The organism is Nostoc spongiaeforme FACHB-130, assembly GCF_014698475.1.
GTDB lineage: Bacteria > Cyanobacteriota > Cyanobacteriia > Cyanobacteriales > Nostocaceae > Nostoc_B > Nostoc_B spongiaeforme.
Genome location: NZ_JACJTB010000030.1, coordinates 1 through 21,695 on the forward strand (window position 1 = coordinate 1; position 21,695 = coordinate 21,695).

The window sequence follows — 21,695 nt, forward strand, 5'->3', positions numbered from 1 at the left end:
TCAACAGGGTCGAACCGTCTACCATATTCATTGGGAGACCTCAAGCTTTGGTGTCGTTACCTTTATCTTGTGGTTTCCCCTTCTTTTTTGCTACCCCATCTCACATAAGGCGTATAGTTGATATTTGATGTCTCAAACAAGTATGTATCGGGAAAACGAAATTTTTACGAAAATGGGCAATAGGCTAAATAGTTGCTAGATAATTAGCAAGAATCATTATAGTTTTTTCTAACTATGTACATAAAACACAGCAATATTAAATTTTATTTAAATTTTTAACAAAAGTTATCTTCAGCTCGTAGCATTATTGTACAAAAATGTAGTTAAAATCATGGATTAATCATATCATTGCCAATGAATGATTAAAGAGTATAGAAATTAACGGCTTAATATTGCTTGATAATGAGAAACTAGCTTTTGTTGATGACCACTATATAAATCAAAAGCTAGGAGAAACTCTTGTGTATGGAAAAACTTAATTTTTTATTCAAACAGAAAGAATATTTTTTAGCAGTAAAATATACAATATTAAATGTAACTTGCGAGGAGCAAATAACCTATGCAAGTAGTTATTAACTGTAGGTAGAATTGTATAAATTATGAATTTTATTGTTTGTATAAATCTTACAGGAGGCTTCTTGAAGGTTAAGAAAATGATTAGTAGACTAATACAAGCAGACTGTTATTACTATCAGTATGAGCAGTATTAATATAACGATAAAGAGTAAAAATACTTAAGTAGTCAAAGTGGTTCTGGGCGATCGCTTTCAGAAGGATTACTGATAGCATAACCCGCCTCATACCAGGAAAACCCTCAGATAAAATTCTGTAAAACTGAGGCAAATTTTCAGGATTAGTAGAAAGTAATTGGGAATCTAAATTTTAGAGAAAAGTGTGCTATAAATTACCGTCAGAACCATACACAATGGTTCGACCCTTGAAGGAGCTATGAAGTGGAAAATAATAAATCGTTACTTTGGCCGCAAGGTATATTAATTGCTTTGCTTGCCCTAGGTGCTACATTAAGCATTGGTATGATGATGCTTCTGAGACCCAATGCTTCTGAAGCCCAAAGCAGCCAGAATGTAAATATCAATAATAACTTAGTTGCCAAAGTGGGTACGCAAAAGCGCATTGAAGGATTAAAAGCAGCAATGCTGACGACTTGGCAACAAGAAGCACAAGCTAAAGGTCTTGGTTATGCTTTAGCAAAACGCTTTCAAGGAGCAGTTATTAAAGAGGCTAAACTTAGTCCGAATCAAAAAGTTATTGCACTCACTTTTGATGATGGCCCTTGGCCTGAAAGTACTGCTCAAGTACTGGACATTCTGAAGCAGAATAATATCAAAGCCACATTTTTTGTTGTTGGTCAAAACGTCAAAAATTATCCCGACTTACTCAAGCGGGTGAGTGTGGAAGGTCATGTGGTTGCTAACCACACTTGGCATCACTGGTATCATGTCATGAATCAACAGGCAGCAGCCTATGAAATTGAGCATACAACCGACTTGATTTATAAAATTACAGGTGTCAAAACAAATTTGTTTCGCCCACCTGGAGGAATCATGCACAATGGCGTAGCAGCATACGCTAAAAATGCTAAATATGCAGTTGTGATGTGGTCAACTGATTCTGTAGACTATTCTCAGCCTGCTGTACCCAAATTGATTGATAATGTCTTTCGCCTAGCTAAACCAGGTGGGATTGTTCTGATGCACGACGGTGGTGGAAATCGCTCCCGCACTGTGCAGGCTTTACCAGAAATTATTAATAGATTTCGGAAACAAGGATACAGCTTTGTGACTGTTCCAGAACTTTTAGAAATGGAAGATAAAGCACAAAGTGTAGTTGCCCAGAAAAAGTAATAGTTAAATTACTAATTACCGATTATTAATATAGTAATCAGTTTTGATTTTTAAATTATGTGTGGGGTGGTCATGTTTAGGATTGACAAATGCCCACCTTACCAATATCTAAGTTTTCTGCACAATCAAATATGAGTTTTCTACTAGTTTGATAGAATGCGATCGCAACACTCAGATGTAGGGTGGGCATGATTACCCACCAAGCTTTAATTGCTATCAAGCCGCTTATGCAACATCACGACTAAGCAAGTTTCTATCGCTTTAATTGCTGTTGCCATTCATCTAAACTGATGTATTTATTCTCAATTACATCCAGAACTTCTATCAGACCATTGTTATTAAACACCCGAAACCAATAAATTGTTGAATCATAGTCTGATTGATTTTCAAATATGCGAACTGTGTAGTAAGGCTCATTAGCAGTAGGAGAACCATCAACTACCGCCCCTAATTTAATCGTCCCTCTAGAAAGCTTGGCGATTTCCCTGGCTTTGCGTTGTACTTGTGGCAACTTCCAAACCAAATTCAAAGCTGTTTCTTCATCAATTTTGTTAGTCAATTCAGCAACTTTCACAATATTAGCTGGATTTAACTCAGATAATGTTTGTGCAGTAATTAACCCCGGTTTAACATCATAGTTGAAACTTTGAGAAAGAGCTACTTGGCATCCTACACTCATCAATAAAGAAGACATTATCGGTAAGTAAATGAACCTTTTCATGGAGCAATCCCTGAGTGTTATGCTGTCGTTCACTTCATGTCATATATACACTAGGGTAACAGTCATCACCCCATATTTGAGGTGATTAATCATTTCTTCTTATTGGTATTAGTAATTGTACTGAGTTTGCATATATCAGATCCCCGAATTATTTGTAAAATCGGGTTTCTTGCACTTTACTAATAATTCATAACTGCAAAATAACTACTCTAATGGAATTTTTGCCTGTAAAAATACTTGCTCAACTGTAAATTCCAACCCTGGGAACAGCGCATCCTTGAGTATTTCATCCCCCATATATGTTTGTGGTGCTGCATCTGGGAAAAACACAGTAATACTTCTGGCTTTGCTATCAACCACCCACACTCGCAGCACTTTCGCATCTAAATAATCTTTGGTTTTAGCAATCATTTGACCAAAGGTTTGCCCTGGTGAAATTATTTCAATAACCAAATCTGGGGGAACTGGACAAGCTTCATCCTCATTCCAGTTAGCTGGTAAACGCTCATAAGAAATATAGACAACATCTGGTGTTGGTACCCAGTCACGTCCTCGACGTTGTAAAACCACAGACCATTCGGGACAGACAATCCCCTGTTCTTTGTTCCATTGTTCGATTAATTCTAAAAAGACGTAAGTCAACTTGGCGTGAAAAAACTTTGGTGACATTTTAGGAATAGCTTGACCATCCACAAGTTCATAGGTAGTATCTCCCTCACCTGGATGAAGATGTAAAAACTCTTGTAAAGTTAATTGATTTTTGGCTTGGAGAATCATGGTGCAACCCAGCTTTTAGCTAGTTTAATTGTAATTAACCTGAGCTCTGGATTAGCTTAAACCCTAATTTTATCGTTCTTGGTAAGAATAATGCTTAAGTTCAGATAACCTCTTTTTTTGAATAATGCTCACAGGATGTTATGCAGAAATGCTAAATAGCTAGATGCCTCAGCATCAGAGTCTTTACGGAGGGTGTGTTCTATTCTCCATTGCTATGTTGGTAAGAATTGTTTGAAATTTATCTCATCGCTCAAATAAGTGTACTAACTGTAGCTGGGAGATTTCTGATGATTTTTATTATTCCAATTATTCTTGGTGCTGCTGCTTTGATTACTGCTGGTGTTGGTGTTGCAGCAGGAGTGGATGGCATTTCCAAAATGGATGAAGCAAAGAAGCTTGGAAAAGCAAATCAAAAACGTTATGAACAGAAGCGAAAATCAGTAGAGGAAACCTTACAGACAACTCAAAAATTGGCAGAGGAATACGGGCAACTCCAAATTCAAGTCAAACTTCAAACCATTGGGCGTTTTATTGCCTTTATTGAAAGAATTGGTCAACAGGCATCGCAAAGCGATTTGAAATTTTTAGAGGGATTGGAGGGCGTTTCGCCTCAGCAAATCCAGGAATATAAAGCAGCTGCATTGGAAGCGGAGCGATTTGCAACAGGTGGGTTTACAGCAGTTGGAGCAGCATATGCGGCAGGCCAAGGTACAGTGGCACTCGTAGGGCTTTTTGGTACAGCCAGTACTGGAGCAGCTATCGGTGGATTGAGTGGTGCTGCTGCTTGGAATGCTACTCTCGCATGGCTCGGTGGAGGTTCCTTAGCGGCAGGTGGCGGCGGTATGGCATTAGGCACTCTAGTGTTAGGTGGAATTGCAGTAGGGCCTGCCTTAATGATTGGTGGTTTTGTATTAGGAGGGCAAGGTGAAAAAGCTTTGACTGAGGCCCGTGGCTATGAAGCTAAAGCAAACACTGAAATTGCCAAACTTAATGCTTTTGAAGATTTCCTTAGACAAGTTCAACGACGAATTACAGAGTTACAAGAGCTTGTAGAAAATCTTAATAATAGAGCTACTGATAATTTGATACAGCTTGAATCAAAGCCTTTTGTCCGTGAGTGTGATGCTGCAAAGTTTCAAGAAGTTGCACTTTTCATTAAAGCATTAGTCGAAATTATGAAAACTCCCGTTTTAGATGGTGAAGGCAATCTAAATTGTGATGCAGCAGGATTAAAGGCAAAGTATCGTACTATTTAACCTCGGTTCGGGTTAATACGATTTTGTTGCTAGTTAGACCAAGGAATAGAGGTTTTATCCAAAAACAGAATTATGGTATTAGCTCAATACAGTTCAGTTAAGGCAACAACTTAGACTGGTGTAGGTTGGGTGGAGGAACGGAACCCAACATTTTCAAGACTTTGTTGGGTTACGCTATCGCTACACCCAACCTACTATTCTCTTAACTGAACCATATTGGGTTTTAGCTTGTCTCACGCTCAGATTATTTAAGGAAAGAATATGGTAAATAAAAAGCACCCAGAAGACTTCGTAAGAGGTGTTGAAGCATTTGCTAGTCCTGCACAATGTCTGAATGATGTTGTTCAAGCATGGACTGAATATTTGAAAATTACAGAAGAGGAAAAGACAAAACGCTGTGAAATCGAAGCCTGGGAGAAAGTAACTCTCGCGGAAATTAAAGAAAAACGTGATTTCTTAATTGGTTATCTTGAGCATTCCTTTGATGAGCGTGCTGACAATTTTCACTCACTTTTTCAAGTAGTTGATCAAGCTATATCGTCTGGTAACAATCAACAGCTTGGCTTGGCACTAAATGCGGTTGTAGAATTGGCAAAATCTAGTCCTTTCAAGAACCTTACTGATCTGTCTACTGTGAAAGCGGCACTTGATGATCCAGATCATGTTTGGGAGTTTTAATGCTGTAGGTTAGCAACAGCTTTTGGTATCGTAAAAATTCTAACAACCTCTGAACCAAACCTTTATCTAGCTTATCTATTGCATTCCTTGTAATACTTGCTGAATGACTTCTGCTGGTACTTGGTCGGTAACTGTGACTACACCAATTTGAGTTGGTAAAACAAACCGCACTTTACCAGCTTTCACTTTTTTATCTAGTTGTAGTGCATCAATAATTGCTGCAATATCTACGCCAGCAGGTAACTTTGTTGGTAAACCTGCTTTTTGAACGATCGCATTTTGTCGGTCAGTTTCGGCTTGTTGCCACATACCTAAATTGACAGCAATTTGTCCAGCCGCTACCATACCGATCGCAACTGCTTCGCCATGATTCACTAATCGATAACCAGTCAAGCTTTCAATAGCATGACCGATGGTGTGTCCATAATTAAGAATTGCCCTCAGTCCGCCTTCTTTCTCATCTTTTCCCACGACATCGGCTTTAGCTTGGCAAGAACGAGTTAATATTTCACTCAACAATTCCGGCTTCATGTAACGGAGTTGGTTGAGATGTTTACTGGCTTCCATTTGGGTAAATAATTCCTCATCCCAAATCACGCCATACTTAATCACTTCTGCCATACCTGCGCGAAACTCACGCACAGGTAAAGTTTTTAATACTTCTGGGTCAATTAAAACTAAACGCGGCTGATGAAATGCGCCAATTAAGTTTTTGCCATTGGGATGATTTACGCCTGTTTTGCCGCCAATAGCAGAGTCTACCATTGCTAACAAAGTGGTAGGTACTTGGACAACATTAATTCCCCGCAGCCAAGTTGCAGCCGCAAAGCCAGTCATATCACCGATTACGCCTCCCCCCAAAGCAACCATTGTCGAGGAACGTTCCAGGCGATTTTCTAAGGCGACATCGTAGAGTTTTTGGATAGAGTTGAGAGTTTTGTAGCGTTCCCCGGCTGGTAAGCAATAACTAGCTACGTTAAATCCTGCCGATTTTAGTGATGAGATCGCTCTTTCGCCATAATGTTTAAAAATAGTGGGATTAGATACTACAAGTACTTTCTGCCCTAGCTGGAGATTGGCCATACTTTGACCGAGTTGATCTAAACTTGCTGGTGCGATCGCAATCTCGTAAGACTGCTGCGGTAAATTAACGTTAATGGTAGAAGTCATTGCCCAACCCTAAAAAGCGCCCGTGGGGTTGTATTTTAACGCAATCTGGGGACAAAAAGAGGCAGGGGGGTGAGAGAAAAAAGGTGTGGGGAGTGTGGGGAGTGTGGAGGGTAATTTTTTGGATACTTAGCTAGAAATCCCACACAAAATTTCGTTCACCCGAAGCAAGGAAAGCAGAAGAGGGGAAGGGTACAGGGATGTGAACTAATAACCAAGGACAAATGACCATTGACCATTGACCCTTGACTAATGGTTCAATAGATTTAGTAAAGTATTGTGGAGAAGCATCAAAATGTTTGCCGTAGTTGCTTACATCGGTTTTTTAGCTGTATTTACTGCGATCGCAGCAGGTTTATTATTCGGTCTACGTTCTGCTAAAATCCTCTAATTCTCAGAGGCTAGAGGCTAGAGGTTAGTATTTTCGACTCAGGATTTGGCCATGACAACCAAACAAGTAAAACTCTCTTCCCTAGCCCCTAGCCCCTAAGCCAAAGTTACTGCGGGTCTTTGGACAGGTGGACGCATTTCTAAGCCCAGCAAGTTCAACATTTCTTGGTCAGCATCATAATCTGGACAAGGTGTGGTGACAGTTAGCATTTTGTTATCGTCGCTGGAAAAGATAGAATTAGCTCCAGCCATGAAACAGAAAGCTTGCTCAACTTGTGAAAATCGGGCGCGGCCTGCACTCAACCGCACATCGGAAGTTGGCATAACAATACGTGCTGTCGCAATCATCCGCACTACATCCCAAATTGGGACATCTGGTTGATTTTCTAAGGGAGTACCTTCAACTTGGGAAAGAATGTTAATTGGGACTGACTCTGGATGTGGGTTGAGATTTGCTAAAGTGCATAACATTGATACACGGTCTTTAGCAGTTTCACCCAAGCCCAAGATACCACCAGAGCAGACAGTGACATTGGTTTGCCGGACTTTCTCAATAGTATTTAGGCGATCGCTATAAGTCCTTGTGGTAATAATTGTGCTGTAATAGTCCTCAGAAGTATCTAAATTATGGTTATAAGCATACAACCCGGCTGTTTCTAATCGCTTGGCTTGGTCTGCTGTTAACATCCCCAGGGTGCAGCATACTTCTAAGCCCATATCGGTCACTTCTTTGACCATTTCCAGCACTTTTTCAAACTGAGAGTTATCCCGCACTTCTCGCCAAGCCGCACCCATACAAACACGACTGACACCTTTTTGCTTGGCTGTTTGGGCTATATTGACTACAGTCTCTTTGGAAAGAAGTGCTTGGGGTTTTACTTCTGTGTTGTAATGAGAAGACTGAGAGCAGTAGCCACAATCTTCAGGGCAACCTCCTGTTTTAATGGAGATTAGTTTACAGACCTGTATTTTTTTTGGGTCATGATATTGACGATGTATACTAGCAGCTTGATAAACAAGCTCTAGTAATGGCATGTTGTAAATCTGCTGAATTTCTGCTTCCTGCCAATCGTAGCGTATTCCCACCGACATTCAATAAATCCTTCTTGTTGACTGGATTGATTAATATCTGTCTCGTTGCTGGATCTGTTGAAGTACTGCTTTTAATCCTAGATTTGTAGACATTAGACATCAGCTTATCAAGATTTTGCTTGGATGGCAGATTAATAAATCAACATAAACTCACAAATATAGCAATTCTCAATGATTTATAAATATCTGTCTCCCTTGTCTGCCTTGTCCTCCTTATCGGTTTCTATCTCAAATAAGACTGCTATATTTGTTCACGCTGGGAGTAGGGAGTTGTAAAGACTTATCAGACATCAAAGATAATTTTGATATTGAGCAATTATTTGTAATTCTTCTTTGATAGATAAAGGTTGATATCCTAAACCGAAGGCTTGAGAACTATCTAAAGAAACATCGGCTGGCCTGGGTGCGGACATTTTGACATCTTGTTGTCGGCAGCCTTTTATACTTGTAGATGGTAGTTGAAAGACTTCTACTAATAACTGTCCAAAGTCATAACGTGAAATTCGCTCTTTCCCTCCTAGATGAATGAGTCCATTCACTTTTTGTAAGGCTAACAATAGTCCTTTCGCGGCTGTTGTCGCACTGGCTGGTGTGCGAAATTCATCAATAAATAAATTTAATTCTTTTTCTTCCTTCAAAGTTTTAATAAATGGTTGAATAAAACTTTGGGCTGTGGGTGTTGCACTACCAAACAGTAAGGGCATTCGGCAAATTGCAGTTATAGGATATCGCTCTAACATACCCATTTCAGCCATGACTTTCTGCTCACCATAAATATTGATGGGACATACTGGTGAAGCTTCATGATAAGGAGCGTTTAAGCCATTAAAGACTTGATCTGTGGATGTAAACGCGCAAGAAATCGAATAATCTGCACAGAGTCCAGCAATGTTGCAAGATGCTGTGACATTGATGAGGTGTGATTCTTGAGGATGAATTTGGCAAAAATTTGGTTGCGACTGAGCTGCTGTATGAATAACTGCGTCTGGATGAATTGTTATAAATAGTTGTTTTAATTCTTGAAAGTCTGTTAAATCAACTTTCACCATTTTGATTCCCGGAATCTCTAGCAAATGAGAGTGATAAGTACCATAAACTTCCCATTCTTGTTTTGCTAGTTGGCAAAGATGCCATCCTAAAAAGCCACTGGCTCCGGTAATCAATAATTTTTTCATATATGATTTTTGATTGCAGGCAGCAAAGCAATGCAGAGATTAGATTTAGTTTATCCAAATCATACCCTGTAACTTGCAACAGCAAACAGATAAAAACTTATACAGAATAGTTAACAAAATCTGCTATTGAATTAATTTTTGAAATCTTTGATCACTACGTACTTTCTTAAAATCTGGGTCGGTTTTCGCTAATTGTTGGTATTTTTCTGGAACGAGGCGAGTGGCGACTTTTAAGTTTGCAACGGCTAAGTCTACTTTGTTTTGTAAGGCATAAGTACAAGCTCGATTGTAATAGGCTTCTGGCTTGTTTGGGTTGATGGCGATCGCCTTGTCATAAGATGCTAGAGCTTCTGGATAACGTTGTAATTTTGTCAAGGCTATGCCTCGGTTAATCCAGGCTTCTTGTTTATTTGGTTTAATGGCGATCGCTTGATCATAAGCTGCAACTGCGGCTGTGTAACTTTGCAAGGAGGCCAAAGCATTGCCTCGATTGTACCAAGCTTCATCTTTATCAGATTTGATAGCGATCGCTCGATCATAAGATGCTAGTGCATCTGTATGTTTTTGCAACTTTGTTAAAGCTATGCCTCTGTTAATCCAAGCATCTGCACTATCTGGATTGAGGGCGATAGCTTTATCATAAACTGCTATGGCATCTTGGTATTTTTGTGCATCTAATAATTTATTGCCCTGATGAAATAAATCTTCTGCTTTTTGACTTGTCTTTGCTTCTGTCAGCAACCGAGAAACATTGATTTCTTGTACCACTTGCTGAGTATTTTTGATTGATGATTGGGCTTTGCTACCGCAACCAGATATCAAGCAAACAATCAAGCCAGAGGCAGCTATGCAGCGCCAAAAGACCATGCTGTACCTACAGAACTCTAAATTTGATGTTAAATCATTTTGATATTTCTTAATAGTATCATAAAAGACTGTTGTTTTTTAATTAATTTGCTTATCTGTGCAATTACTCAATTTTGCCATTCACTATAGGCATCCGGTTTGATTCGTGAAATTATCTATAAACGATAAAATGGGTTGGTGATTGCTCCTCTGACTCTGCGTTCTCTGAGCCTGGAGTGGTTCGTAAACTTTAGTGTAGCAGTGGTAGGCAATTTACTGGGATAAGCTTTTAATTAATAAACTCATTTACACGCAGCCAAACTTTCTCTATCAAATCAACATCATCTGCATAAAACCACTCAATTTGCGGATATGCTCTAAACCAAGTACGCTGGCGTTTGGCAAATTGTCTTGTATGTAAAACTGTTAATTCTTTTGCCTCATTTAAAGTAATCTCACCCGCTAAATATTGCTTGATTTCTTGATATCCCAAAGTGTTTAACAATGATAAATCAGCACCATATTGCTGACAAAGATATTCCACTTCAGCCACTAAACCATCGGCAATCATTTGTTCAGTTCGCTTGTGAATGCGTGTGTCTAATTTTTCAACATCACAATCTAAACCAATCTGCAAAATCGGGTAATCTGGCGGGTTTTCACCTTGTTGTTGAGATATGGGATTTCCTGTTATATAAAATACTTCTAATGCGCGTAAAGTCCGCACGGAATCATTAGGATGAATTTTTTGTGCGGCGGTGGGATCAACTTGTTGCAACATAGTATAAAGTTGATTTTGACCGAGAGATTCTAACTGCGATCGCAATTCATAATCAGGCGCAACTCTCGGTATTTTCATCCCTTGAACTATTGAACGAATATATAAACCAGTTCCACCCACTAACAAAATTGGCTCAACAGCAAAAGACGCAATCAAAGCTTGTGCTTGCTGTTGATAGTCTGCTACCGTCATTGTTTCTGTTGGTTCGCAGATATCTATTAAATAATGTGGCACTAATTTTTGTTCTGCTAACGTTGGTTTAGCTGTGCCAATGTTAAACTCTCGGTAAACCTGACGGGAGTCTGCACTGAGAATCACAGAACCCAATCTTTGCGCTAAAGTTAAACCTAAACCAGATTTACCTGTGGCAGTCGCACCACAAATCACAATTAATTTAGTCATTGATTAATGGTCAATTGTCATTGCTCAATAGTCAATAGTTAGTTGCTCTCTAATAATGGTATATTTGTACTATATTCTCAATCGTTGAGAACCATGTTAACCTCTCAGAGAAGTATTTTTATAGAGGTTTTATAAAGTCATCTTTAAAAATGCTCTGTGTCCATGAGTGCTGAAAGAAGTGATTTCGGAAAAAATTAGATTATCTATCGGGAAAACTTATGGGGATACATCCCCTAGATAAACTTCTCACACAAATGCCCTACAGTCGTCACTAAGGCTTTTGTGTTAAAATTTTGGTGTGTTTTTACTTTTTCAGCCTTTTGGCGATTTCAACCCCACGCATCAGGAGAATTTTCATGACGAGCAGTTACAGTGCCGATCAGATTCAAGTTCTGGAAGGTCTGGAAGCCGTCCGCAAACGACCGGGGATGTACATTGGTTCTACCGGGCCGCGAGGACTCCACCATTTAGTTTATGAGGTGGTAGATAACTCTGTTGATGAAGCATTAGCAGGATACTGCACGCACATAGAGATAGAGATTAATGCGGATGGTTCTGTGACTGTAACAGATGACGGTCGGGGTATTCCTACTGATACTCATTCGCGGACTGGGAAATCGGCTTTGGAAACCGTAATGACAGTGCTGCACGCTGGCGGTAAATTTGGCGGTGGCGGCTACAAAGTTTCTGGAGGATTGCACGGGGTTGGGATTTCTGTAGTAAATGCCTTGTCTGCAGTTGTAGAAGTTACAGTTTGGCGGGATAAAAAGGTTCACACCCAACGCTATGAACGGGGTGTTCCGGTGACGGAATTGGTAGCCAAGCCATATAAAGAAGCGAGAACTGGGACTTCTGTAACTTTCAAACCCGATATTCAAATCTTTACTACTGGTATTGAGTTTGATTACATCACCCTAGCAGGCCGTCTGCGAGAGTTGGCTTATCTGAATGCAGGGGTGAAAATTACCTTCTCAGACAATCGTTTAGAAATTCTCAAAAGCGATACACCCAAGGTCGAAACTTATGAATACAAGGGTGGGATTAAAGAATATATCGCTTACCTGAACCGGGAGAAGCAGCCACTCCATGAAGAAATTATTTATGTCCAGGGAGAACGTAGTAACGTTCAAATCGAAGTGGCGTTGCAATGGTGTACTGATGCGTACACAGATAACGTTCTAGGTTTTGCTAATAATATCCGCACCGTTGATGGCGGGACGCATTTAGAAGGTTTAAAGGCAGTTTTAACGAGAACCTTGAATGCGATCGCCCGTAAACGAAATAAAATCAAAGAAAATGAACCCAACCTCAGTGGTGAACACGTCCGTGAAGGTTTAACCGCAGTCATTTCCGTCAAAGTCCCTGATCCTGAATTTGAAGGACAAACCAAAACCAAACTCGGTAACACTGAAGTGCGCGGGATTGTTGATTCTCTCGTCGGGGAAGTGTTAACCGAGTATTTGGAATTTCACCCCAGCATTGCTGATTCTATCCTCGATAAAGCCATCCAAGCTTTTAAAGCCGCAGAAGCCGCACGTCACGCCAGAGAATTAGTCAGACGCAAATCAGTCTTAGAATCTTCGCCGTTACCAGGGAAATTAGCTGATTGTAGTTCTCGTGATCCTGGCGAATCTGAAATTTATATTGTGGAAGGTGATTCTGCGGGTGGTAGCGCCAAACAAGGACGCGATCGCCGCACTCAAGCCATCCTCCCCCTGCGTGGTAAAATCCTGAACATCGAAAAAACTGACGATTCTAAAATCTATAAAAACAACGAAATTCAGGCGTTAATCACAGCCTTGGGTTTAGGTGTAAAAGGTGAAGAATTTGACTCTACCCAACTGCGCTATCACCGCATTATCATCATGACCGATGCGGACGTAGACGGGGCGCACATCCGCACATTACTGTTAACATTCTTCTACAGATACCAGCGATCGCTCATCGAGCAAGGTTTCATATATATCGCTTGTCCTCCTTTATATAAAGTAGAACGCGGCAAAAATCACGAGTACTGCTATAGCGACAGAGAACTACAACAAGCTATCGCCAAGTTCCCGGCTAATGCGAACTATACCATTCAACGCTTCAAAGGTTTAGGTGAAATGATGCCCGAACAACTCTGGACAACGACAATGAACCCAGAAACCCGCACCCTCAAGCAAGTAGAAATTGAAGACGCTGCCGAAGCCGATCGCATTTTTACCATTTTAATGGGCGATCGCGTTGCACCTCGACGCGAGTTTATCGAAACTTACGGTTCTAAACTCAATTTAGCAGAACTTGATATATAATATCAAGCTAATATCAATTATCCTGATGTGCAGTAATGGTAGGTAATGGGCGATCGCTCATTACCTTTTTTTATGTCCGATCAAATTCTGGCTGATGATATCGCAATACAGTTCAGTTAAGGCAACAACTTAGACTGCTGTAGGTTGGGTGGAGGAACGGAACCCAACATTTACGCATACTTTGTTGGGTTCCGCTATCGCTACACCCAACCTACTATTCTCTTAACTGAACCTTATTGGATTATATCGTGTCGCGGAAAGACTTATCATTAAGACAGATCCGGGGGTAGCACCTCGACCCCGGCGACCAAAAGCAAGGCAATAGAGAGTTTTAAAGGCTTCCTTCTAACCTCTAACCCTAACCCTACGTAAATTTGTGATAAGTATTATTTCCAGGTTCTAAAAATTGTTTGATAAAATACATAATTATTAATTAATAAGGTTATTAGTTTTCTTTTTGTCATAGAAGTGCATAAAAACTTTTTTTTGTCAAGTTAGTGGTCAAGTGGGATTAATACCTAAATCCCAACTTTATGGGCATTTAGCCAAAATTAAAAATCCTAATCAAGAATTTGTGTATTCAAATTTCCTCCCAGCCGGAAAAGCATTTGTTATCCTTGAAGTGCGAAGCTTCATCTTGTATACCAACAAAATTGGCTAAGTGTTTAAGGATGTTGAAGATTACACAAAGTCATCATTTTCTTCATAAACCAGTAGTATATTTAACATATGCGTACGTGAGCAAAATTAACTAACTAGATTCTCCACCAAGGCGCTAACTTCACTTATGTCCAACTTACCAGTTACTAGCGACAAAAATTTGTGGAATATAGTACATGCAAACATCTTGATGTTGTCTTGCTAACATAGCTAATTTGTCTGTATCCAATAAACTTTTGCCGTGAACAGATAAATATCTAAATTAGCAACTGTCAAATTCTTTATAAATTGATTAAAATATCCTTGTATACAATAGGAGCAGTTTGTCAAGATTCATAGGGTTGAAATCTCATCTGTGCGCTAATGTGTGAATAAGACCAACTCAGTTAAAACTTTATTGAAGGCCATCCGGCAGATTCAGCCTTACCCTCAACTCCTCAGTTAAGGTAACTGGCATCAACTAAAGTTCGGTGTCTTGATATTAGCAGCATCTTTCTGGTTGCTCTATCTAGCATGACTGACTGCATAACTGTTTGGGGTGAGTCATTTATGAAGGAAATGTAAAAATATGCCTCTCAAGACTTCTTGCCTAAGTTAATATAAAACACACTGTTTCTCGGTAATTAATGTTGTAGTTAATACCTAAAATTGTGTGAAGGTGAGAGTAATTTCCTTTGAATGTAAAGATGAGTCCACTGTAATTCCAAAAAGGTTTAAAGAAAATTTAAGGGAATACCTACCCTTTTTTATATCTTTTTGATAATAGTGGCTTTAACTTACTTAATGACTTCATGATTAACACACAAAAAGAGTGCAATTTTTGTGAAACAGGCTACAATCGGAACAGTCTTTGTAAGAAAATATGCCAGCAATCATAATTGTTTATATGAAGTGGTGAATTTTTGAGCAACACAAAGACAAGTCCTGTTTTAAACAAACAAGTTAAAAGTTGTGTGCGACAACAACACGCGACTGTTAATAAAGTGAGTAAGTCAGCAGTCAATGCGACTTTTCACACTTCAATAAATAACTCCTCCAAAATGGAGTAAAACCACCGAAAAGTTTTCAGGGAAAACAGCCTAAAACCCGATTTTTCGGTTGTTAAATAGCCCTCATAACAAGAGTGCTAATACATCTTGAGTAATTGAAGTAATTGATTCTGCAAGGAGCATGAGGAACGCGGCATGAACCAGGCTAACAACGTACTCGAAAGCAATTTTCAGCCTGACCTAGAAATAATAAATCAGCCTGATTTCGAGGAGTTAGAAGACCTCCTGATCGAAGAAGAGGAAGACTTGCTTCTCGTTGATGACGGCGATATGGATGAATTTTTAGAGCCTCAGTCTGATGAGGACGACGCAAAGTCTGGAAAAGCCGCTAAATCGCGTCGTCGCACACAAAGCAAGAAAAAGCATTACACCGAAGATTCGATTCGTCTTTACTTGCAAGAAATTGGGCGAATTCGCTTATTGCGGGCTGATGAAGAAATTGAATTAGCACGGAAAATCGCCGATTTACTGGAATTAGAAAGAGTCAGAGAAAGACTCTCAGAACAGTTAGATCGCGATCCTCGTGATAGTGAATGGGCAGAAGCAGTACAATTGCCGTTGCCAGCTTTTCGTTACCGCCTGCACATTGGCCGGAGAGCAAAAGATAAAATGGTGCAGTCGAACCTCCGGTTAGTGGTTTCGATTGCGAAGAAATACATGAACCGTGGTTTATCATTCCAAGACTTAATTCAAGAAGGTAGCCTTGGTTTGATTCGTGCTGCGGAAAAATTCGACCACGAAAAAGGTTATAAATTCTCCACCTACGCTACATGGTGGATTCGTCAGGCCATCACCAGAGCGATCGCAGATCAATCTCGTACTATCCGCCTACCAGTTCACCTTTACGAAACTATATCCCGGATTAAGAAAACCACCAAGCTACTTTCTCAAGAAATGGGTCGCAAACCTACAGAAGAAGAAATTGCGACTCGGATGGAAATGACCATCGAGAAACTGCGGTTTATTGCTAAATCTGCACAGCTACCAATTTCCTTAGAAACCCCCATTGGTAAAGAAGAAGATTCTCGCTTGGGTGATTTTATTGAATCTGATGGTGAAACCCCAGAAGATCAAGTTTCTAAGAACTTGTTGCGTGAAGATTTAGAAAAAGTCCTCGATAGCCTCAGCCCCCGCGAACGCGATGTTCTCAGACTCCGTTACGGCTTGGATGATGGACGGATGAAAACCCTGGAAGAAATTGGCCAAATTTTCAACGTTACCCGTGAACGTATTCGTCAAATCGAAGCCAAAGCCCTCCGCAAATTACGCCACCCCAACCGTAATAGCGTCCTCAAAGAATATATCCGGTAGTCATCTGTTTTTTGCAAATGACAATTGACTAAGGACAAATAACTAAAACAATAAACAACCTGGTAGTTAATTGCTACCAGGTTTTTATTTTTCATATTCTGAGAACAGTTGGTTACATTACTTAAAACTTAAAGAATGCCCCAGAAATGTAGAAAGCCTTGACCAGAAAATAATTCAATCAATGCAGCAGCTAAAAAGCCAATCATTGCTAAACGACCGTTCCAAATTTCTGCTTGTGGAGTGAAACCCCAACGCCAAGCATTGCGATCTTCCACTACAGGGGCGGTGATTTTTGTGGTTGTATTGGTCATTGTTAAAACTCCAAACTGGATTTACTCAAGATTTATTGCCTTATGTAAACTAATATAACAACTTTTTTAAGAAACGCAACATTTATTGATATTTACCAGAGTGCGATCGCCTCAAACTATTTTCATACCAATAAATTTGTTTTCTCTGATAAACAATGAAGGTTTGGGGCAGATTATGTATTAGTTAACAAAACAAATAACCGGAAAAATCTCTCTTCCGGTTGATCATTAATCTGTAAATTTGATATAGCAATCCTATCTGAGTTGTGAAAAAGTATTCTTTTTAACGAACCGCAAAGGACGCAAAGGACACAAAGAAAGAGAGGAAGGAAAATAAAGGAAATTTCACGAATGATTTAGGACTGCTATGGGAGTTCCGCAATCATAAATTCGCTACACACTCTTGTTCTGATTTGTGAATTCTGACTGCTGAGTTCTTCTTCAATAATTTTTTCTGATTTTTCCTGCATTTTGACTACTGAATTCTTACGAATCAAGACTGAACCAGATGAGAGCGCACATCAACAACAGCAATAATTTTCTCATCTCGATTGAGTTGCAGAATACTTTCACCGGTTGTATCCCTATTCAAAATCGGGACTGTATCTACAGTTAGCCGGACTACACGCTCTTTATTTGTGATGAGTGCTACTTCTGGGGTAGTTGCCTTCACCATACTGGCTAAGTTGTCAGTTTTATTCGCAAACTTCAGTGCTTGTGTACCTAAATCGCCACGGTTCGCTGCTCTTAATTGACTTGCGGGCATCCGCTTGGCGTATCCTTGTTGAGTCACTAACAGCAATTGGTCATCTTTACCCACAGTTGCACAGCCAACCATCTGCTGATTTCGCAACAGTCGAAAGGCTTGTAAACCCATCGCGGTTCTACCCATAACTGTTAACTGTTCGTCATTGACAGCAAACCGCAATAATCGCCCACCGGAACTAGCTAAAATTAAATGCTCTCCTGTAGTGGTGAATTGAGTAAATAACAATTCATCATCGTCTTTGAGTTTGACAATTGTAATTCCGCGACGAGTCAGGTTGGTAAATTCTGCCAAAGATAACCGCTTGATTCTGCCTTGTTTTGTTAGGAGAATCATTTGCTTGGAGTCGAAATCTGCTGGTAATAAAAAGCGGCTGACAACAGGTTCTTGACTGCCTTGGGCTGTAGTAGTGAGTGTGGTAATTAATGGTGTTCCCCGTGGAGAACGACCCGTAGTTAAGGGAATGTCACCGACTCGCACAGGATAAACTTTGCCACCACTGGTCAGAATGAGTAAATCTTGGTTTGTATCGGTTAATTCTGTTTGGATGAGGAAATCATTGTCTGGTAGACCATTTTCTACTTTTGATTTTTTCCCAGTGGTGGCTAGGCGACGGACATAACCCCGTTGGGTAAACTCCAGAATTGCGTCTTCCGCAGGCTGTTCGACGGCGAGACTTTCTTCAGTTTCTTCGGTTTTACGACTTCTAGAACCTTCTGCTGTTTTGCTTTTGGGTAATTCCTCGGCTACGCTGGGGCCTAGCTTAGTACGTCGCGGATCACTATACTTGCGCTTGAGCGATCGCAAATCTTTCTTCAAAGACTTTAACAATTCCCGGCGATCGCTAAGTAAGTTTTGCAATAAGGCAATTTGTGAAGTGAGTTGCTCAAATTCCTGCTGCAAATTCTGTTGTTCTAAACTAGTGAGACGACGCAAAGGCATAGCTAAAATTGCATCTGCTTGTGTGTCGCTTAAATTTAAGTGACTACTCAAATTTATTTTGGCTGTACTACCGTCAGCAGCTTGGCGCAAAATACTAATCACTTCATCGACTTGAGATAAAGCTTTGAGTAAACCTTCAACTATGTGTAAGCGACTTTCAGCTTTACCTAGTTCGTAACTATAGCGACGGTTGAGGGTTGCTTCTCGGAAATTGAGAAACTCTTGTAACAATTGACGCAGGCTTAATTGTCGGGGTTGTCCTTCAACAATTGCCAGTAAAATTGCCCCAAAATTAGTTTGCAAAGCAGTTTGATGATACAAATGTTGCAATACTTCTTGGGGATTGGTGTCGCGTTTGAGTTCAATAACTACCCGCATTCCTTCGCGATCGCTTTCATCACGAATATCAGAAATTCCCTGTAAGCGAGTTTGGTTAACTAACTCTGCGACCTTTTCAATCCAGCCAGCCTTATTCACCTGATAAGGCAATTCCGTAATTACGATCGCTGTCCGGCGCTTCGTTCCCTTCCCGCCAGCAACTTCTTCAATTTGGGCAACTCCCCGCAGCACAATTCCACCTTTACCTGTGGTGTATGCTTCTCGAATCCCTGCATCACCCACAATTTCCCCACCAGTAGGAAAGTCTGGCCCTGGAATTAACTCTAATAACTTTTCATCAGATAAATCTGGCTGGTCGATTAAAGCAATTAAGCCATCAACAATTTCCCCCAAATTGTGCGGCGGAATATTAGTAGCCATACCCACAGCAATTCCCGCACAACCATTGAGTAACAAAAAAGGTAACTGTGCAGGTAATACTGTGGGTTCTTGCTGGGAATTATCAAAGTTGCCGATAAATTCTACAGTTTCTTCACCGATTTCTGTCAGCATCCCCTCATGGCTAATGGATGCTAAACGAGTTTCGGTGTAACGCATGGCTGCTGGCGGGTCATTATCCACGCTACCAAAATTGCCATGTCCTGCTAGTAAAGGATAACGGCTGGAAAAATCTTGCACCAACCTCACCAAAGCATCATAAACTGCTTGATCACCGTGGGGGTGGTATTTACCCAGTACATCACCCACCACACGCGCACATTTACGATACGGTCTATCTGGTGTTAAGCCTAGTTCGTGCATGGCATATAAAATGCGCCGATGCACAGGCTTTAAGCCATCGCGGACATCTGGCAAAGCTCGCCCAACAATCACACTCATGGCATATTCTAGATAAGACCTTTGCATCTCGGTGTGCAAGGCTGTTGTAATTACCTGTCCCGTTGAGAGAAGGTTTAACTGTTTTGCCATGAGTTTTTTCCCTGAAAGTTAACTACACAAAAATCTCTATAACTGAACAATGCAGCAAACACAGCATAACGGATGAAAAGACATTCCTAACACAATCTTGTTAGCCACAGGATAAACGGCAGTAGTATTATCCTTGATGACGGGAACATACATTAGTGATTAAAAAAGAGCTAGACAACTTTGCTGCTCAGTGCATTCTTCCCTTAACCTCTATTAATAAAATTCTCATGAAAACAGTTTTAATTGTTGAAGACGATCTAATTAATGCTCGCGTTTTTTCCAAAATTTTGACTAAGCGCGGTGGACTAGATGTAAAACATACCGAAAATGTCGAAGAAGTAATCCAAATTGCTCAATCTGGGAACGCCGACTTAATTTTAATGGATGTTTCTTTGTCTAGAAGTGTCTATCAAGGTAAATCTGTTGATGGTATCAAAATTACCCAAATGTTAAAGGCTGATCCACAAACAGCCAACTTACCAATCATTTTAGTGACTGCACACGCGATGGAAGGCGATCGCGAGAACTTCCTCAAGCAAAGCGGCGCTGACGGTTACATCTCTAAGCCTGTTGTTGATCACCAACAATTTGTTGACCAAATCATGGCACTGCTTCCCCATTCATGACCGCTAGGAATTAACTAGACTCTGTGAAAATATTCGCCCGAAAGCACAGTGTTTTTGGGCGAATATTTTCCTTTTGCCTAGTATAGATGTACTATAAGATACGGTTTTCCGCAAGTAGTAGTGAGAAAAAAGTGCTGAGTGCTGAGTAAGAGTCGAGATTAATCATCAGAACCATCATATTTGGTAAATGCCCTACACCGCGTAGCGGTCTTTTTACTCAGTACTCATTACTCAGCACTCCTTACTGTGTGGGTTGTTGCTGTAGAGCTGCTTGAATGCGGGGCAGTTCTAAAAATTTCTTAGTATCAGTTAGTAGACGTTCACCCCAAAGATTTTCTTTTAAGAAATCTAAATCAGCATAACGCTGATCAATACGTAAAGCGTTTTCTCCCAATGTCAAACTTTGTTGACGATCGCCTTTAGTATATAGTGCGACTGCTAAAGCTAATAAAGGTTCAGCTGCTTGCTTATCGATAGATATAGCTGCTTGCCATTGCTTAATGGCGGCATCAGTTTGACCCTGTTCGTATTGAATTAAGCCAATGTTATTAATTGCCGCCCAGAATTTTTTATTTTGGGCAACAGCTTGATTATATTGGGCGATCGCCTCTGGTAATTTACCCAGCATATAGTAGGCATTACCTAAATCAAACAAAGCTTCTGGGTCATTGGGTTTGAGCTTTAAACCTGCTTGATAATTAGTAACTGCCGCATCATACTGTTTCTGTTGAAAATTAGCCGAACCCATCGCAAAAAAAACATCGGCATTTTTGGGGTTGAGCGATTGTGCTTTTTTCAAAGCCGCAAGCGCCGGCGCAAATTCCCGATTTTGTAAATGCAAACCACCCAAAAGCAGCCACACTTTATCATTTTTGGGAGCCAGTTGGCTGGCCAACCTCGCTCGTGGTAAAGCTAAATCAATCTGCTGAAACTGAGCGAGTTGCGCTGCTTCTTGGGCTAAAGCCAACCCTTGCTTCTCCAGTTTTGCTGGATCTAGTTGCAGGGTATGGGGAACGAGTGCCTGTGCATGAGCCACTTGGGGTAAACTCAACAAACTACAGGCAACCAGAAAAGAAATCAAACCAACGTGTTTAGGCACACTACCGCCTCTTACCACAAATCGAATCATCTGTCAGTTAGCTTAAACGATCTCCACTTTAGCTGACAGGCCAAGTTTACAGTCGTTAGCAATGGCTGTATTCATCACCTTAGCTTAATTGATTGGGGAGTGGGGAGTTGGGATTGATGGAAGCGAGAGAGTAATCAGTGATAAAGAAT

General features: G+C 40.4%; 18 protein-coding genes. 7 read left to right on the forward strand and 11 right to left on the reverse strand.

Annotated elements, in window-relative coordinates:
* Positions 1–657: 657 nt before the first annotated feature.
* Positions 658–789 carry a hypothetical protein gene (locus tag H6G74_RS31590; protein ID WP_277927168.1) on the reverse strand — a complete coding sequence of 44 codons (132 nt, stop codon included), beginning with the start codon at positions 787–789 and terminating at the stop codon, positions 658–660.
* 164 nt (positions 790–953) lie between these two features.
* On the opposite strand from H6G74_RS31590, the gene H6G74_RS20015 reads away from it, so the two are divergent.
* Complete coding sequence (locus H6G74_RS20015; protein ID WP_190969339.1) at positions 954–1,865, forward strand: polysaccharide deacetylase family protein; 912 nt, start codon at positions 954–956, stop codon at positions 1,863–1,865.
* Positions 1,866–2,118: 253 nt separating this feature from the next.
* On the opposite strand, the gene H6G74_RS20020 is transcribed toward H6G74_RS20015, so the two are convergent.
* Positions 2,119–2,586 carry a hypothetical protein gene (locus tag H6G74_RS20020; RefSeq protein WP_190969340.1) on the reverse strand — a complete coding sequence of 156 codons (468 nt, stop codon included), beginning with the start codon at positions 2,584–2,586 and terminating at the stop codon, positions 2,119–2,121.
* A 204-nt stretch (positions 2,587–2,790) separates the two neighbouring features.
* Entirely contained in the window at positions 2,791–3,363 is a 573-nt protein-coding gene (locus tag H6G74_RS20025) for a Uma2 family endonuclease (RefSeq protein WP_190969341.1), read from the reverse strand.
* Between the two features lie 227 nt (positions 3,364–3,590).
* Between H6G74_RS20025 and H6G74_RS20030 the strand changes: the two genes are divergently transcribed.
* A complete protein-coding gene (locus H6G74_RS20030) occupies positions 3,591–4,619 on the forward strand; it encodes a hypothetical protein (RefSeq protein ID WP_242051292.1) in 1,029 nt (342 codons plus the stop codon).
* A gap of 261 nt (positions 4,620–4,880) precedes the next feature.
* Positions 4,881–5,297 (forward strand): hypothetical protein, encoded by a 417-nt coding sequence (locus tag H6G74_RS20035; RefSeq protein WP_190969342.1) that lies wholly within the window; start codon positions 4,881–4,883, stop codon positions 5,295–5,297.
* A gap of 75 nt (positions 5,298–5,372) precedes the next feature.
* On the opposite strand, the gene aroB is transcribed toward H6G74_RS20035, so the two are convergent.
* A complete protein-coding gene (gene aroB / locus H6G74_RS20040; RefSeq protein ID WP_190969343.1) occupies positions 5,373–6,467 on the reverse strand; it encodes a 3-dehydroquinate synthase in 1,095 nt (364 codons plus the stop codon).
* Positions 6,468–6,759: 292 nt separating this feature from the next.
* On the opposite strand from aroB, the gene petL reads away from it, so the two are divergent.
* A complete protein-coding gene (gene petL / locus H6G74_RS20045; protein WP_190969344.1) occupies positions 6,760–6,855 on the forward strand; it encodes a cytochrome b6-f complex subunit PetL in 96 nt (31 codons plus the stop codon).
* Between the two features lie 95 nt (positions 6,856–6,950).
* On the opposite strand, the gene bioB is transcribed toward petL, so the two are convergent.
* The 4 genes from bioB to miaA all read right to left on the reverse strand — a co-directional run bounded on the left by bioB (position 6,951) and on the right by miaA (position 11,150).
* Positions 6,951–7,946: a biotin synthase BioB gene (gene bioB / locus H6G74_RS20050; RefSeq protein WP_190969345.1), complete on the reverse strand. Its 996-nt coding sequence runs from the start codon at positions 7,944–7,946 to the stop codon at positions 6,951–6,953.
* Between the two features lie 290 nt (positions 7,947–8,236).
* Positions 8,237–9,121, reverse strand: a complete 885-nt coding sequence (locus tag H6G74_RS20055) for an SDR family oxidoreductase (RefSeq protein ID WP_190969346.1) — start codon at positions 9,119–9,121, stop codon at positions 8,237–8,239.
* Between the two features lie 123 nt (positions 9,122–9,244).
* Positions 9,245–9,988, reverse strand: coding sequence for a tetratricopeptide repeat protein (locus H6G74_RS20060; protein WP_190969347.1), 744 nt, complete (start codon positions 9,986–9,988; stop codon positions 9,245–9,247).
* Between the two features lie 268 nt (positions 9,989–10,256).
* Positions 10,257–11,150 (reverse strand): tRNA (adenosine(37)-N6)-dimethylallyltransferase MiaA, encoded by an 894-nt coding sequence (gene miaA, locus H6G74_RS20065; RefSeq protein WP_190969348.1) that lies wholly within the window; start codon positions 11,148–11,150, stop codon positions 10,257–10,259.
* A gap of 356 nt (positions 11,151–11,506) precedes the next feature.
* Here miaA and gyrB point away from each other — a divergent pair, with 356 nt between their 5' ends.
* Complete coding sequence (gyrB, locus tag H6G74_RS20070) at positions 11,507–13,444, forward strand: DNA topoisomerase (ATP-hydrolyzing) subunit B (protein WP_190969349.1); 1,938 nt, start codon at positions 11,507–11,509, stop codon at positions 13,442–13,444.
* Between the two features lie 1,844 nt (positions 13,445–15,288).
* Positions 15,289–16,464, forward strand: coding sequence for an RNA polymerase sigma factor RpoD (rpoD, locus tag H6G74_RS20075; RefSeq protein WP_190969350.1), 1,176 nt, complete (start codon positions 15,289–15,291; stop codon positions 16,462–16,464).
* A 128-nt stretch (positions 16,465–16,592) separates the two neighbouring features.
* Here rpoD and H6G74_RS20080 read toward each other — a convergent pair whose 3' ends face one another.
* Together H6G74_RS20080 and gyrA are read right to left on the reverse strand one after the other, a co-directional pair.
* Positions 16,593–16,775, reverse strand: a complete 183-nt coding sequence (locus H6G74_RS20080) for a chlorophyll a/b-binding protein (protein WP_190969351.1) — start codon at positions 16,773–16,775, stop codon at positions 16,593–16,595.
* A 493-nt stretch (positions 16,776–17,268) separates the two neighbouring features.
* Positions 17,269–19,791, reverse strand: a complete 2,523-nt coding sequence (gyrA, locus tag H6G74_RS20085; protein WP_190969352.1) for a DNA gyrase subunit A — start codon at positions 19,789–19,791, stop codon at positions 17,269–17,271.
* A 227-nt stretch (positions 19,792–20,018) separates the two neighbouring features.
* Here gyrA and H6G74_RS20090 point away from each other — a divergent pair, with 227 nt between their 5' ends.
* Complete coding sequence (locus H6G74_RS20090) at positions 20,019–20,417, forward strand: response regulator (protein WP_190969353.1); 399 nt, start codon at positions 20,019–20,021, stop codon at positions 20,415–20,417.
* Between the two features lie 241 nt (positions 20,418–20,658).
* On the opposite strand, the gene H6G74_RS20095 is transcribed toward H6G74_RS20090, so the two are convergent.
* Entirely contained in the window at positions 20,659–21,516 is an 858-nt protein-coding gene (locus tag H6G74_RS20095; RefSeq protein ID WP_190969394.1) for a tetratricopeptide repeat protein, read from the reverse strand.
* Positions 21,517–21,695: the final 179 nt, after the last annotated feature.